The 14,196-nt window shown below is 74.4% G+C and carries 12 protein-coding genes; 8 read left to right on the forward strand and 4 right to left on the reverse strand.

The window, feature by feature from the left end:
• Window positions 1-189 precede the first annotated feature (189 nt).
• Window positions 190-954, forward strand: coding sequence for a sulfite exporter TauE/SafE family protein (locus ACTEI_RS07150; protein ID WP_122976913.1), 765 nt, complete (start codon window positions 190-192; stop codon window positions 952-954).
• Window positions 955-1,068: 114 nt separating this feature from the next.
• Here ACTEI_RS07150 and ACTEI_RS07155 read toward each other — a convergent pair whose 3' ends face one another.
• Window positions 1,069-1,446 (reverse strand): toll/interleukin-1 receptor domain-containing protein, encoded by a 378-nt coding sequence (locus ACTEI_RS07155; protein WP_164465871.1) that lies wholly within the window; start codon window positions 1,444-1,446, stop codon window positions 1,069-1,071.
• A 203-nt stretch (window positions 1,447-1,649) separates the two neighbouring features.
• Here ACTEI_RS07155 and ACTEI_RS07160 point away from each other — a divergent pair, with 203 nt between their 5' ends.
• Genes ACTEI_RS07160 through ACTEI_RS07170 form a run of 3 tightly spaced genes read left to right on the forward strand, consistent with a single transcriptional unit; the run spans window position 1,650 to window position 4,315 of the window.
• Complete coding sequence (locus ACTEI_RS07160; protein ID WP_122976915.1) at window positions 1,650-2,708, forward strand: type I glyceraldehyde-3-phosphate dehydrogenase; 1,059 nt, start codon at window positions 1,650-1,652, stop codon at window positions 2,706-2,708.
• Window positions 2,709-2,740: 32 nt separating this feature from the next.
• Window positions 2,741-3,637, forward strand: coding sequence for a threonine/serine dehydratase (locus ACTEI_RS07165; RefSeq protein WP_122976916.1), 897 nt, complete (start codon window positions 2,741-2,743; stop codon window positions 3,635-3,637).
• 51 nt (window positions 3,638-3,688) lie between these two features.
• A complete protein-coding gene (locus ACTEI_RS07170; RefSeq protein WP_122976917.1) occupies window positions 3,689-4,315 on the forward strand; it encodes a M15 family metallopeptidase in 627 nt (208 codons plus the stop codon).
• A 427-nt stretch (window positions 4,316-4,742) separates the two neighbouring features.
• Here ACTEI_RS07170 and ACTEI_RS07175 read toward each other — a convergent pair whose 3' ends face one another.
• Window positions 4,743-5,534: a class I SAM-dependent methyltransferase gene (locus tag ACTEI_RS07175; protein ID WP_122976918.1), complete on the reverse strand. Its 792-nt coding sequence runs from the start codon at window positions 5,532-5,534 to the stop codon at window positions 4,743-4,745.
• 102 nt (window positions 5,535-5,636) lie between these two features.
• Here ACTEI_RS07175 and ACTEI_RS07180 point away from each other — a divergent pair, with 102 nt between their 5' ends.
• Both ACTEI_RS07180 and ACTEI_RS07185 read left to right on the forward strand, forming a co-directional pair.
• Window positions 5,637-6,662, forward strand: a complete 1,026-nt coding sequence (locus ACTEI_RS07180) for an aspartate-semialdehyde dehydrogenase (RefSeq protein WP_122976919.1) — start codon at window positions 5,637-5,639, stop codon at window positions 6,660-6,662.
• Between the two features lie 544 nt (window positions 6,663-7,206).
• Window positions 7,207-7,413, forward strand: a complete 207-nt coding sequence (locus ACTEI_RS07185; RefSeq protein ID WP_122976920.1) for a hypothetical protein — start codon at window positions 7,207-7,209, stop codon at window positions 7,411-7,413.
• On the opposite strand, the gene ACTEI_RS07190 is transcribed toward ACTEI_RS07185, so the two are convergent.
• The gene (locus tag ACTEI_RS07190) at window positions 7,410-8,261 is read right to left on the reverse strand and encodes a hypothetical protein (RefSeq protein ID WP_122976921.1); all 852 of its coding nucleotides are present in this window, start codon (window positions 8,259-8,261) and stop codon (window positions 7,410-7,412) included. The genes ACTEI_RS07185 and ACTEI_RS07190 overlap by 4 nt on opposite strands.
• Window positions 8,262-8,436: 175 nt before the next feature.
• Between ACTEI_RS07190 and ACTEI_RS07195 the strand changes: the two genes are divergently transcribed.
• Window positions 8,437-11,646, forward strand: a complete 3,210-nt coding sequence (locus ACTEI_RS07195; protein WP_145830819.1) for a hypothetical protein — start codon at window positions 8,437-8,439, stop codon at window positions 11,644-11,646.
• Window positions 11,647-11,741: 95 nt separating this feature from the next.
• The gene (locus tag ACTEI_RS07200; RefSeq protein WP_122976923.1) at window positions 11,742-13,166 is read left to right on the forward strand and encodes an RNB domain-containing ribonuclease; all 1,425 of its coding nucleotides are present in this window, start codon (window positions 11,742-11,744) and stop codon (window positions 13,164-13,166) included.
• A 151-nt stretch (window positions 13,167-13,317) separates the two neighbouring features.
• Here ACTEI_RS07200 and panB read toward each other — a convergent pair whose 3' ends face one another.
• Window positions 13,318-14,148 (reverse strand): 3-methyl-2-oxobutanoate hydroxymethyltransferase, encoded by an 831-nt coding sequence (gene panB / locus ACTEI_RS07205; protein ID WP_122976924.1) that lies wholly within the window; start codon window positions 14,146-14,148, stop codon window positions 13,318-13,320.
• Window positions 14,149-14,196: the final 48 nt, after the last annotated feature.

A 14,196-nucleotide genomic window follows, 5' to 3' on the forward strand; every position in this document is an offset into this window, starting at 1 on the left:
TCGGTGGCCTGGTTCCGGACCGCACGCGGGCGGGCTCGGTGGCCTGGCTTCCGGGCCGCACGCGGGCGGGCTCGGTGGCCTGGTTCCGGGCCGCACCGGACGCGGGCCGGCTCGGTGATCCGGTTCCGGACCGGAACCGGGGGAACCCGGCGACCGGCTCGGGAGCGAGGCCGTAGGGTCGCTCGCATCATGGATTTCTCGCACATTCTGCTGCTGATCGTCGCGGGTTTCGCGGCCGGCGCGGTGAACGCGATCGCCGGCGGGGGCTCGCTGATCACGTTCCCCAGTCTGCTGGCGACCGGGCTGCCGTCGGTCGGCGCCAACGTGACCAACTCGGTCTCGGTGTTCCCGGGATACGTCTCCAGCGTCGCCGGCAGCCGCACCGACCTGGCCGGGCAGGGCGCCCGCGTACGGGCGGTGCTGCCGGCCGGGGTGGCCGGATCGGTGGCCGGGTGCGCGCTGCTGCTGGCCACGCCGGGGCGGGTGTTCGAGCTGGTCGTGCCGTTCCTGGTGCTGGCGGCCGCGGCGACGCTGGCCTTCCAGGAGCGGCTGCGCGGGCTGGTCGGGCATCCCCGGTCGATGCCGCCGCGCCGGGCCGCGGTCACGCTGCAGGTCGTGGTGTTCGCCGGGTCGGTGTACGGCGGTTACTTCGGTGCGGCGCTCGGCGTGATGTACGTCGCCGCCCTCGCGCTCATCCTGGACGAGCCGCTCAAGCGGATCAACGCGTTGAAGAACGTGCTGTCGGCGACGGTGGGCCTGGTCACCGTGCTGGTCTTCGCGCTCTTCGCGGACGTGCGCTGGGGCGCGGTGGCGACGCTCGCGCCGGCCACGGTCGCCGGTGGCTACGCCGGGGCGCGGGTGGCCCGGCGGCTGCCGGCGCGGGTGCTGAAGTACCTGATCGTCACGTTCGGCACGGGGATCGGCCTGGTCCTGCTCTACCGCGCGGTCGCGTGACACCGGGCGGGCCGGGGGTACGGCGGGAAAGGCCCCGGACGGGGCGAGGGCGCGCCCGGGACAGCCGCCGGGCGGGTCCCCGGCCCGCGGGCTGGGCGGTCGGAACGGCACGTCTCACGGCGTACGCGAAGACGGGTTCTGCGGACCGCCGACCGCGGCCATCAGGACCTCCAGGGCCTCCTCCTCGTCCAGGTCGTGCAGGCTCCGGCAGGTCGCGGCGCGCAGTGCCGCGGGCGGCCGGGCGCGGTCCAGGCTGAACACCAGCAGGTCCGGTCCGGCGGGGACCCGGGCCCAGTCCGACGCGGACGCGGGGTGCTCCGCGGAGAGCAGGACGATCACCCGGTCCGGGCCGGATAGCGCGGCGGCTATCCGATGAGCGAAGTCGGCACGGGCGGCAAGCATTTCCACCGGATGACCCGCGGCCTGCAGGGACTCGCTGATCCACTGTGCCCAGCGGGCGTCGGCCGGCGCGTAGCAGAGCAGTATGGGCACATGTCCAGCATGCCGTAACCGGCTCCATAGTGGGCATGGGGCTTCGATGGCCGTCACTCGGATGGTGTGACATTGTCATCCGTTGACGTGCAAGTTGCACAACTCATAGTGTCGATGCAGTGACGCCGGGTGGACCCTGATGCAACACCGGGGTGTCCTGGCGGCGGGCAGCGCACAACAGCAACGGAGTCGAGGAGCGCCCGATGACTGTCGCGATCGGGATCAACGGACTGGGACGGATCGGTCGCAGCCTGACCCGTCTCGTGGCGTCCCTGCCGAACCCGGGCGTCTCGATCGCCGCGGTGAACGACATCGCGACCACCGAGAAACTGGCGTACGGGCTGCGCCGGGACAGCATCCGGGGCTCGTTCCCCGGCACGGTGACCGCCCGCGGCGACCACCTGGTGGTCAACGACCACACCATCCGCGCCTACCACCACGAGCGGCCGGAGCGGATCCCGTGGGCCGACCAGGGGGTGGACGTGGTGATCGAGGCGACCGGGCGGTTCCGGGCCGGCACCACGGCGCGCACCCACATCACCCACGGCGGCGCCCGCAAGGTGGTGATCAGCGCCTCGGCCGACGATCCCGACGCGTTCCTGATCTTCGGCGCCAACCATCTCAGCTACAACCCGGCCGTGCACGACGTGGTCTCGCCGGCCTCGTGCGGGGTCAACGCGCTGACCGTGATGGCCAAGGTGCTGCTGGACCGGTTCGGGCTGCACGCGGTGAACACCTCGGTGATGCTGGCCGCCCAGGGGTGGCAGCGGGTGCAGGACTCGCTGATCGGCACGTCCCGCGACGATCCGCGGCTGGGCCGGGCCACCGGGGAGAGCATCGTCCCGCACAACCACGTGGTCGGCGACCTGGTCCGGGTGGCGCTGCCGGAGATCGGCGAGATGCGCTACAGCTACTACTGCGTGCCCACCCCGGTCGGCTCGCTCGCCGAGCTCTCCGGTCAGACCGGGCGCCCGGTGTCGGTCGAGGAGGTGAACCGGGCGATGGCCGAGGCGGCCGCCGGGCCGCTGCGCGGCATCCTCGCGTACGACCCGGACCCCACCGTCTCGATCGACGTCAAGAACAACCCGGCGTCCTGCCTCTTCGACCCGTCCGGCACCCAGACCACCGCGGACGGCGGGGTGAAGGTGCGCGGCTGGTTCGACAACGAGTGGGGCTTCTCCAACCGATTACTCGATCTGGCCCGGCTGATCGGCGAGCGTTTACCCGTTCCGTCCGGCCGGGCGAGCTGGAGCGTGGCGTAGGGGCCGGGAGCGGCGGCGCTAGGTTGGATCACATGATCAACCTCGCGGATGTGGAAGCCGCCGCCCGGCGCATCGACGGCCGGATCCGGCACACCCCGACGGTCGCCGCCGGGCCGGACCGGTGGTTCAAGCTGGAGTACCTGCAGCACGCGGGCTCCTTCAAGACCCGCGGCATGATGCACAAGATCCTGTCCGGGCCGGTTCCCGCGGCCGGCGTCATCGCCGCGTCCGGGGGCAACGCCGGCCTGGCCGCCGCCTACGCGGCCGGTGAGCTGGGCGTGCCCGCGGAGGTGTACGTGCCGGTCACCGCGCCGGCGGTCAAGGTCGCGAAGCTCGGCAAACTGGGCGCCCGGGTGGTCCAGACCGGCGACGAGTACGCCGAGGCGTACGCGGCGGCCCTGATCCGCGCCGAGGAGACCGGCGCGCTGTTCTGCCACGCCTACGACGACCCGGACATGGTCGCCGGTAACGGGACGATCGGCCTGGAACTGCCCGCCGAGGTGGACACCGTGCTGGTCGCGGTCGGCGGTGGCGGCCTGATCGCCGGGGTGATCGCGGCGCTGCGCGACCGGGTCCGGATCGTCGGCGTCGAACCGGTGACCGCGTGCGCGCTGCACGCGGCGCTGGCCGCCGGCGGCCCGGTCGACGTGCCGGTCTCCGGGGTCGCGGCCGACTCGCTCGGCGCCCGGCGGGCCGGCGACATCCCCTACCGGCTCGCCGCGGACGCGCAGATCGAATCCGTGCTGGTCGAGGACGACGCGATCGTGGACGCGCGGCGCCGGCTCTGGGACGGCCACCGGATCGTGGTGGAGCACGGCACGGCCGCCGCGTACGCCGCGCTGACCTCCGGCGCCTACCGCCCCGCACCGGGCGAGCGGGTGGTCACCCTGCTCTGCGGCGCCAACACCAACCCGGCCGATTTGGCCTGAACTTTTTCGCCGAGCAACTCAGATTTCCGCGGGCGCGCCGAACCGTAAGTCGTGGGAATCGAGGGAGTGAACTCGCGTATCGCCGACATCCAGAGCCGGATCCTGGCGCTGCAGACCCGGCCGGCCACCGCGGTCGCCACGGTCACGACCGCGGCGCCCGGCGGCGCCACCATGAGTCGCAGCGGCACCGTGTTCGCCAGCCACCTGGAGGGTGCCATCGCGGCGCAGGACGCTCCCGCGACGGGGCGGCGGACGACTCACAAACTCAACAGCAAGGGTATTCCGGAAGATCTTGCCGCGTACGGAAACGGCAAGATTCCGGCGGACGCGCTGGCCCGCGTCGGCGACACCCGGCACCGGCTGTGGGCGCCGGCCGCTGAGTCGCTCACCCGCCTCGTCGCCGACGCCCGGCGCGACGGCGTGAAGATCGGCATCACCGACTCGTACCGTCCCTACGCCGAGCAGGTGGACCTGGTCCGGCGCAAGGGCCTCTACTCGCAGGGTGGTCTGGCCGCCCGGCCCGGCACCAGCGAGCACGGCTGGGGCATGGCCACCGACCTCGACCTGAACTCCGAGGCGCTGGCGTGGATGCGCAAGAACGCCGACCGCTACGGCTTCGTCGAGAACACCCGGCGGGAGCCGTGGCACTGGGCCTTCCGGCCCGACCGGATGGCCTGACCGGCCATCCCGAGCTTTACCGGGGGGAATGCGGGACCGCGACGATGCGTCGCGGTCCCGCGCCGTCTGCTTTCCGGTACGCCCTCGTGGCCTTTCCGGTACGCCCTCGTGGCCCCGTCCGCAGGCCGGCTCGGCACCAGCCGGGATCGGGAGTCGCGGGGCGGCCCGGAGTGCGGCGGACGTCGCGCGGGAGCCGCACGGGGCTCGGCTGGGAAGCCTGCGGACGGGGCGCGTAGGTCGTATCGATGGAAAGGGTTCTCGGGCCGGAGAGTCGGGAGTGGCGCCGGTGCCCGGCCCGCCCGCGGTTCGGGGTGGCGGGGAGCTGCTCTGGCACGGGCGGTGTGTGCGGCGTGCGGGCCGCCCGCGGTCGGGTGGCGGGGAGCCGCCTTGACCGCGGGCGGGTGGTGGCGGTGCCGGGCCTGTCGGGTCAGGCGCGGCAGAGGATCTCGCCGTGCGGGATGGTGAACCAGCCGTCGGGTGAGTCGGCCCAGCGGCGCCAGCCGGCGGAGAGGCGGCGCAGGTCGGCCTCGCTGGCGGCGCCGGTGCGCAGAGCGGTCGTGGCCATGTCGGATTTCAGGATGCGGTCGGCCCACATGCCGCCCCACCACTGGCGGTCGGCGTCGTCGGCGAAGCACCAGACCGACGCGGTCACGGTGACGTCGGTGAAAGCGGCGGCGCGGGCCCAGGACAGCAGGCGGCGCCCGGCGTCCGGCTCGCCGCCGTTGCCGCGCGCGACCCGCTGGTACAGGGCCATCCACTCGTCCAGCTCGGGGAGCAGCGGGAACCAGGTGAACCCGGCGTAGTCGCTGTCCCGGGCGGCGACCACGCCGCCCGGGCGGGTCACCCGGCGCATCTCGCGCAGGGCGGCCACCGGGTCGGCGACGTGTTGCAGCACCTGATGGGCGTGCACCACGTCGAAGGAGTCGTCGGGGAAGTCCAGGGCGTGCACGTCGCCGACGGCGAAGTCGACGTTGGTCAGGCCGCGGCGGGTGATCTCGGCGCGGGCCAGGTCCAGCGCGGTGTCGGTGCGTTCCAGGGCGGTGACCGATGTGACGTGCGTCGCCAGGTCGGCGGTGATGGTGCCGGGGCCGCATCCGACGTCCAGCAGCGTGAATCCGGAGGAAAGATGCGGCAGCAGGTACGCCGCCGAATTCTCTGCGGTGCGCCAGCGGTGTGAGCGCAAGACCGACTCGTGATGCCCGTGGGTGTACGTCGCCATGCCCTCGAAGCTAGACCTCCTATCCTCCAATATGAGACAGCCATCCCGCATTGTGAGCAAGGTGATTTCTTGGTTCGCAGTTCAGGCCGTATTTTGGTGCCCATGAGGATCGGCATCGTCGGCGCGACGGGACAGGTCGGTGGCGTCATGCGCCGCATCCTGGCCGAGCGCCAGTTCCCTGTAGATCAGCTCCGGCTCTTCGCCTCCGCGCGCAGCGCGGGCCGCACCCTGCCGTGGGGCACCGGCGAGGTGACCGTCGAGGACGCCGCCACGGCCGACTACCGCGGCCTCGACATCGTGCTCTTCTCCGCCGGCAAGGGCGGCTCGAAGGAGTACGCGCCGCGCGTCGCCGAGGCCGGTGCGGTGGTCGTCGACAATTCGTCCGCCTGGCGGATGGACCCGGACGTCCCGCTCGTCGTCGCCGAGGTGAACCCGGCCGCCGCCAAGGTGCGGCCGAAGGGCATCATCGCCAACCCGAACTGCACCACGATGGCCGCGATGCCGGTGCTCCGGCCGCTGCACGACGAGGCCGGGCTGGTCGCGTTCGTCGCCACCACGTACCAGGCGGTCGGCGGCGCCGGGCTGGCCGGGGTCGCCGAGCTCGACGAGCAGGTCAAGAAGGTCGCCGACCGGGCCACCGAGCTGACCCACGACGGGGGCGCCGTGGAGTTCCCGGAGGCCAAGGTCTTCCCGAAGCCGATCGCCTTCAACGTCATCCCGCAGGCCGGCTCGTTCGTCGACGACGGCAGCGGCGAGACCGACGAGGAGCAGAAGCTCCGCAACGAGAGCCGGAAGATCCTCGACCTGCCGGGCCTGCTGGTCTCCGGGACGTGCGTGCGGGTGCCGGTGTTCACCGGGCACTCGATCCAGGTCAACGCCCGCTTCGAGCGGCAGCTGTCCCCGGCGCGTGCCCGCGAGCTGCTCGCCTCGGCGCCCGGGGTGGAGCTGTCGGACGTGCCGACCCCGCTGCAGGCCGCCGGGCGTGACCCGTCGTATGTCGGCCGCTTCCGGGTGGACCCGACGGCGGACAACGGGCTGTCGTTCTTCATCTCCAACGACAACCTGCGCAAGGGCGCGGCCCTCAACGCCGTGCAGATCGCGGAGCTGGTCGCGGCCGAGCTGAGCTGACCCACGACTGATTTGTCACCGCCCCGGCCGCGTTCGCGCGACCGGGGCGGTTCTGCGTTGCGCGGGGATGTCCGTCCGAGCCGTTCCCGTGCGCCCGTCGTCCCGCTGTTCCCGTGCGCCCGTCGTCCCGCTGTTCCCGTGCGCCCGTCGTCCCGCTGTTCCCGTGCGCCCGTCGTCCCGCTGTTCCCGTGCGCCTGCCGTCCCGCCGTTTCCGTGCGCCTGCCGTCCCGCCGTTCCCGTGCGCCCGCCGTCCCGCCGTTCCCGTGCGCCCGCCGTCCCGCCGTTCCCGTGCGCCCGCCGTCCCGCCGTTTCCGTGCGCCGGCCATTCCGCCGTGCCCTGCGCCCGTCGTCCCGCGGGGCCCGGTCGGCGCGGTGCTCATCGAGGTCTCGGTGGTGTGAATGCGGTCGCGAAGCCGGCCGAACCGGGCGGGTGGCTCGTTCCGATGAGGTATGACGGCCAATCCACCCTGATCCACAATGGAAATTCTGGGGGATTTTGCCCGAATCAGTAGCGCATGGTCGTTTTTAGTAGCACAGTGATGGAATGAACGACAGTGGGCTCGGCGGGGCGGGCTACTTCTGGTGCCTCCGACACCACCGGGTCGAGATCGGCGACGACGTGTGTCCGGCGCAATACCGGCTCGGTCCGTTCGCCACCGCCGACGAAGCGACGCGGGCCCTCGAAACGGTCGAGAAGCGCAATGCCGAATGGGATTCCGAGGATGCCCGCTGGACCGGGGAGAGCAGCTAGACCGTCACCTCGCCCCCTGTTCGACCTTCCCCGGCGCAGACGTGCCCGCAGTCATTCGCAAGGAGGAACACCTCGATGCCCGCTGCCAAAAAGGCTCCGACGAGACCCGCTGCCGCCGGCGCCGGTCCGAAACCCGTTTCCGGTACGGCGAAGCGCGCCACCGCCGGGAACGACGCGGATACCGCGACCGGCCGGCGTGCGGCCGGGGTGACCGCTCGGACGGGCAGCCGGGGCCGCGCCGGTACGGCGACGATCGCGGCCACGGGTCCGGGGACCGCGGCCGTGGGCGGGGACGAGGAGGCGACCGGGCGGGCGAAGGCTCGTGAGCGGGCGGGCGCGCCGATCCCGGCAGCGACCGGACGTGCCGCCAAGGTGCGCAGTGGAGCCGTGGTGGCGGCCAAGTCCACGGCTCCGGCGGGTGTGACGGCCCGGGTCACCGGGAAAGCGGCCGGGGGAAAGCCGGTTGGCGCCGGCAAGGCGGCGCAGGCCGCAGCGGCGAGGAAGTCGGCCGCGGCGAAATCCGCGGAGCCGAAAACGGCAGGGAAACCGGTCGCGGGGAAGTCAGCGGGGCCGAGGGTGGCAGGGAAATCGGTCGCGGGGAAGTCAGCGGGGCCGAGGGTGGCAGGGAAATCGGTCGCGGGGAAGTCAGCGGGGCCGAAGGTGGCAGGGAAATCGGTCGCGGGGAAGTCAGCGGGGCCGAAGGCGGCAGGGAAACCGGTCGCGCGGAAGCCTGTGGAGTCGGCAGCGGCCGGCGTGACATCGGGGTTGCTGAAGCGGGCGGCGGTAGAAGTGGGCGCAGCTAAGGGGACGGCAACGAAGGGGACGAAGTCGAAGTCGTCCGCCGTCAAGGCGACCGGTGCGGCCGCGGCGGGCGAGTCGCGCGCCCGGGCTGGGAGTGGCGCGGGTCGGCCGGGCGGTTCCGGGCGGGCTCCCGCCGGGCGGGTCACGGTGCCGGTGGGGCGGGCTGAGGCCGTACGCAAGGGGGCTCTGCCGCAGCGCGGGGAAGCGGACCCGGGCGCCGCCGTGAACCGGAAGGCGCGGCGGGTCGCTGCCGCGAACAGCGACGTTCCGAACAAGACGCGGGTGACGGTGTCGGCGGAGGCCGACGACAGGGACCCCGGCCGGACCGACCCGGAACCCGTGTCGTCGGGGGCCGTAAGCGGCGGGCCCGGAGCATCCGAGATCTCGCCCAGCGAGCTGACCGATCGGCCATTCCTGGGCGGGTGGTTCGCGCCGCCGCGGGAAGCCGCGGGTCCCGAGCGGGAATCCGACCAGTGGGGTGCGGACCGGCCCGATCTGGAGGCGCTCGGCGCCCCGGAATCGGAGACCGCCGCGCCGACCGCGGACGTGGTCACCGCGCGGATGGAGGAGTTCGCGCGGAGCGCCCGGGAACGCGGAGAACTGTTCCTGTCGCCCGAGGAGGGCGAGACGGTGGTCGAGGACGACGGGATCGTCCGGAGCACGCCGGTGCGCAAGCGTGCCACGGCGGCCGCCGGCCGCCAACCGGAGGCGCCGGACGAGCGGTCCGAGGCGGCGGTACGGGCGGCGCAGGCCGAATTGGCCGCAACCCGGGCCGCGCAGGCCGGGGCCGCCGCGGTCGGGCAGGTCGGACCCGAGCAGCCGGAGCCGCCGGCCGCCCAGGTCGCGGTGGGCCAGGGCTCGATGCCGGGCGGACGCGGGGCGGGCCGGGGCATCGCCGCGGTTCCGGCGGGCGGTCCGGCCGCGACCCCGGTTGCCCCGGCCGAGGTCTCCGCCCGGGCGCGAGCGGTGGATGACCTGGGCGGTTCGTCGGTGGAACCGGGGGCCGCGGAGGAGGCGGCAGCCAGTGCCGAACCGGCACCGTCGCGGATGACCCGGCGCGAAGCGGCCGCCCAGCGGGCGGCGGCTCGAGCCGCGGCGCGGGCCGCCGCCGGCCGGGAGGCGGGCAGCGAGCCGGAGCCTGCGGCGGCCGAGGAGCATCCAGCCGGGTTCGACGCCGAAGCGGTGGCGGAGACGCAGCCGCCGGCCGAGACGGTGGACCGGCGCGGTCGGGCCAAGGCCGTGCCGAAGAAGGCCCGGCCCGCGCAGACGCCGGCGGCCGCGGAGGGCGCCGAGACGGCTCCGGCCAGGAAGGCGCCGGGGAAGTCCGCGGCGGCTCCCGGGCGTGCCGCGGCGCGGCCGGAACGCGGGGCGGCGGCCGGTCGGGCCACCGGCGGCAGGGGCGGCCAGGCCGCGCCGGTCAAGGCGGTCGGCACCAAGGCGACTACGGGGCGGGCTGCCGCGCCGGTCAAGGCGGTCGGGACGAAGGCGGGCGTTGCGAAGAAGGCCGCGCCGGTCAAGGCGGTCGGGACGAAGGCGGGCGTTGCGAAGAAGGCCGCGCCGGTCAAGGCGGTGGGCGGCAAGGCGACTGCGGCGAAGGCGGCCGCGGCGGCTGCCGCGCGGGCCGAGCAAGAGGCTGCGACGGCGGCTCGGGGCAGGGCGGTTGCGAAGAAGACCGGAGGGCGGGTGGCCGGGGCGGCCAAGGCTGCTCCGGTGACGACGGCCGGGAAGGCGGCGGCCGGCGGCAAGGTCGCGGGCAGAGCGACCGGTGCCAGGGCGGCCGGCGCGAAGGCGGCGACTCCCGAGGCCGCGTCTCCTGCAGCCACGGCTGCCAGGGCGAAGGCGACCAAAGCTACGGCTGCCAAGGCCACAGCCGCCAAGGCGGCGGCGAAGGCGACGGCCGGCAAGGTGGCCGGTGCGGCGGCGAAGGCGCAGGGCAGGGCGGTTGCGGGCAGAACGGCCGTAGCCAAGGCCGCCAAGGTTGCCGGAACCCGCGCGGCGGGTGGTAAAGCTGCGGGCGCCGCGAAGGCGGCCGTGCCCAAGGCGACCGGGGGCAAGGCGACGGCGACCAAGGCGACGGGGGCGAAGGCGGCCGGCGCTAAGGCGACGGCGGCCAAGACGACAGGGGCGAAGGCGACTGGCGCTAAGGCGACAGGGACCAAGTCGACCGCGGCGAAGGTTGCGGCGGGTAAGGCGACCGGGGCGAAGGCTGCGGCGGGGAGGGCGACTGCGGGTAAGGCTGCGGCGGGTAAGGCGACCGCGGCGAAGGCGACGGCCGCCAAGAGCGCTGTCACCAAGGCGACGGCCGCCAAGAGAGCCGCGGCCAAGACCGCCACTGCTGGTGGGGTTGCTGCCAAGCGGGGCGTGGCCAAGACGGCCGGGGGTGCCGCTGCGGTGAAGACCGCCCGGGCCGGAGCCGGCACTTCCACGGCGACGGGGGCCAAGGCGACCGCGGCGAAGGTTGCGGCGGGTAAGGCGACCGGGACCAAGACCGCCGCCAAGGCGACCGCCTCCCGGACCGCAACGACCAAGACCGGGGCGGCGAGAGCCGCGGCGACGAAGGCGGGGACGACGAAAGCCGTCGCGACCAAGGCCGCAGGGACGAAGGCTCCAGCGACCAAGGCGACAGCGACCAAGGCCGCGGCGACGAAGGCCGCGGCGACGAAGGCCGGGGCGACCAAGGCCGCGGCGGCGAAGGCCGGGGCCACCAAGGCCGCAGCAACGAAGGCTGGAGGGACGAAGGCTGGAGGGACGAAGGCGGCGGCCGCCAAGGTGCCGGCCGGCGCCGCGCGGGCTGCGGTGAAGGCGGCCGGGGCCACGGCGACCGCCGCGAAATCCGGTGCGGCCAAGGCCCCCGCGACGAAGGCGGCTTCGAAAGCCGGAGCGACGCCGGCGGTCACCGCCGGGAGATCCAGCACGGCCAGGGCCGGCGCCACCAAGGCGACCGGGGCGAGGGCTGCCCGGACAGGCACCGCGAAGCCGGCCGCCGCCGAGGGGACCGCTGTCGAGGGGACCGCCGCCAACCCGGCGGAGGGAGCCGGCGCCGCGACCGGTACCAGGGCGGCGCCGGCGGCCGGGAAGGCCACTCGGGCCAGGGCGGTGGCGGGGAAGGTGGCCGCGCGGAAGGCGGCGGCCGGCGAAGCGACGGCCGCGCCGGAGATCGAGTCGACCGGATCCGTGGTGGGCGAGCCGGCGAACGAGAGCCAGGGTGGAAGGGCTCCGGCGAAGAAGGCGGCCAACAGGTCGGTGGCCGCCGGCACCGGCCGGGCCACCGCGAACGCGGCCAAGGCCACGAAGGTCACGCGCGCCTCCGGCACGAACGACGGGGCTGCCGGCGGGGGCGCCCGGAGTTCCCGGAACGCCGCCAAGGCGACGTCGGTGTCCCGCAGCGCCGCCGTGCGTACGCCATCGGGCGCCGCCCGGCGCGCGCGCTGACCGCGCCGCGCCGCCGGGTTCCCGTGCCGCCCGGTGCGGGAACCCGGCGCCGCCGGTGGGTTAACCCGTTCCGGCTGAGCTGGTAGGAATGGGCGGTGCCGATCACAAGGATTTGGGCGCCGCAGATCGACTTCTCGGTGCTGCGCCGGGAGCTGAGGCTGCCGGGGGACTTCCCGGCTGAGGTGACCGCCGAGGCGGAGAGCGTGGCCGGGCAACTGCCGGCGGGCGCCGACCGGACCGACGTGCCGTTCGTGACCATTGATCCGGCCGGGTCGCAGGACCTCGATCAGGCCATGCATCTGAGCCGGCGCGACGGTGGCGGCTACCGGGTCCGGTACGCGATCGCCGACGTGGCGTCGTTCGTCCGGCCGGGCGGCGCCGTCGAGGCGGAGAGCTGGGTGCGTGGGCAGACGATCTACCTGCCGGACGGCCGGATCCCGCTGCACCCGCCGGTGCTCAGCGAGGGCGCGGTCAGCCTGTTCCCGGACGTGGACCGGGCGGCTGTGGTGTGGACCCTGGACCTGGCCGCGGACGGGACGACGACCGCGGTGAGCCTGGAGCGGGCCCGTATCCGCAGCCGTGCCAAGCTGGACTATCCGAGCGTGCAGCGGGAGCTGGACGGCGGGAACCCGTCGGAGCCGGTGGCGCTGCTCGCCGAGATCGGGGCGTTGCTGTCCGGGCGGGCAGCCGAGCGCGGCGCGGTGAACCTGCCGCTGCCGGCGCAGGAGGTGGAGCGCGACGGGAACGGATGGCGGCTGGTGCTGCGCGCGCCGCTGCCGGTGGAGGAGCACAACGCGCAGATCTCGCTGCTGACCGGGATGGCCGCGGCGCGGATCATGCTGGACGGCGGGACCGGGCTGCTGCGTACCATGCCGGGGCCGGCGCCGGAGGCGGTCGAGGGCCTGCGGGTGGCGGCCGGGTCGCTCGGCGTGAGCTGGCCGGACGGGGCGAGCGTGGGCGCGGTGGTGGCCTCGGTGGATCCCGGCACCCCACGCGGCGCGGCGTTCCTGGATCAGGCGGCGGAGCTGTTGCGCGGCGCGGCGTACACCGCTTTCGGCGGCGCCGCCGGCCCGGCGCCGCGCGATGCCGGACATGGCGGGGTGGGCGCGGCCTACGCGCACGTCACCGCCCCGCTGCGACGGCTCGCCGACCGGTACGCCACGGAGATCTGCCTGGCGCTGCACGAGAACCGTCCGGTCCCGCGCTGGGTGCTCGACGCCCTGCCGCAGCTGCCGAGGCAGATGACCGCGACCGACCGGATCGCCGGAGCGGCCGACCGGGGCGCGATCGACCTGGCCGAGGCGGTGCTGCTGCACGGCCGGGTGGGGGAGTGTTTCGACGCGGCCGTGCTGGACCGCCAGGAGGCGTCCGGGAAGCGGCCGGCCGGCGGCACGGTCGCGCTCGACGATCCGGCGGTACGGGCCCGCTGCGTGGGCGACCTGCCGCTGGGCGAGCGGATCCGGGTGCGCCTGACCGCGGCCGACCCGGCGACCCGGACGGTCCGCTTCGAACGCGCCTAGGAGCGGGCAGCGTGTGGACCGGAGCGACCGATCCGGGGATGGGCGGCGCGCCACCGTTGGGGAGTGGGCGGCGCGCCGCGCGGGACCGTCACGGGGCGTGGCCGGTAGGCCTACGGACGGGCATCCGTGGGGCGTACCGGGGAAGGTTTTTTCAGAAGGTGTGCTCGGCGGCGGGGAACTCGCCGCTGCGCACCTCCTGGGCGAACTGCCGGGTGGCCTCGGTGAGCGCGCCGGCCAGGTCGGCGTAGCGCTTGACGAAGCGCGGCGCCTTGCCGGTCCGCAGGCCGGCCATGTCCTGCCAGACCAGCACCTGCGCGTCGGTGTCCGGTCCGGCGCCGATGCCGACCGTGGGGATCGGCAGCTCCTTGGTGATCTGCTGGGCCACGTCGCCGGGCACCATCTCCAGGACGACGGCGAAGGCGCCGGCGTCGGCGACCGCGCGGGCGTCCGCGATCACCTCGGCGCCCTCGTTCTCCCGGCCCTGCACGCGGTACCCGCCGATGGCGTGCTCGCGCTGCGGGGTGAACCCGATGTGCGCCATCACCGGGATGCCGGCGCCGGTGATCGCCTCGATCTGCGGGGCCATCCGGCGGCCGCCCTCCAGTTTCACCGCGTGGCAGCCGCCCTCCTTCATGAAGCGGACGGCGGTGCGCAGCGCCTGGGCCGGGCCTTCCTCGTAGCTGCCGAACGGCAGGTCGCCGACGATCAGCGCGGTCCTGGTGGCCCGCACCACGGCGCGGACCAGCGGCAGCAGCTCCTCGGCGGTGACCGGGACGGTGGTCTCGTAGCCGAAGACGTTGTTGGCGGCCGAGTCGCCGACCAGCAGGACCGGCACGCCCGACCGGTCGAAGATCGACGCGGTGTACTGGTCGTAGGAGGTGAGCATCGGCCACCGGTCGCCGCGGGCCTTGGCGTTGAGCAGGTCGCGGGTGCGGACCCGGCGGGTGGCGGGCCCGCCGTACAAGGTCGGGATTTCCGACATCTTCCTGACTCCTCCCTCGAGGCCGCGCGGATGCGGTCCCCGGGTGCG

The organism is Actinoplanes teichomyceticus ATCC 31121, assembly GCF_003711105.1.
Classification (GTDB): Bacteria; Actinomycetota; Actinomycetes; order Mycobacteriales; family Micromonosporaceae; genus Actinoplanes; species Actinoplanes teichomyceticus.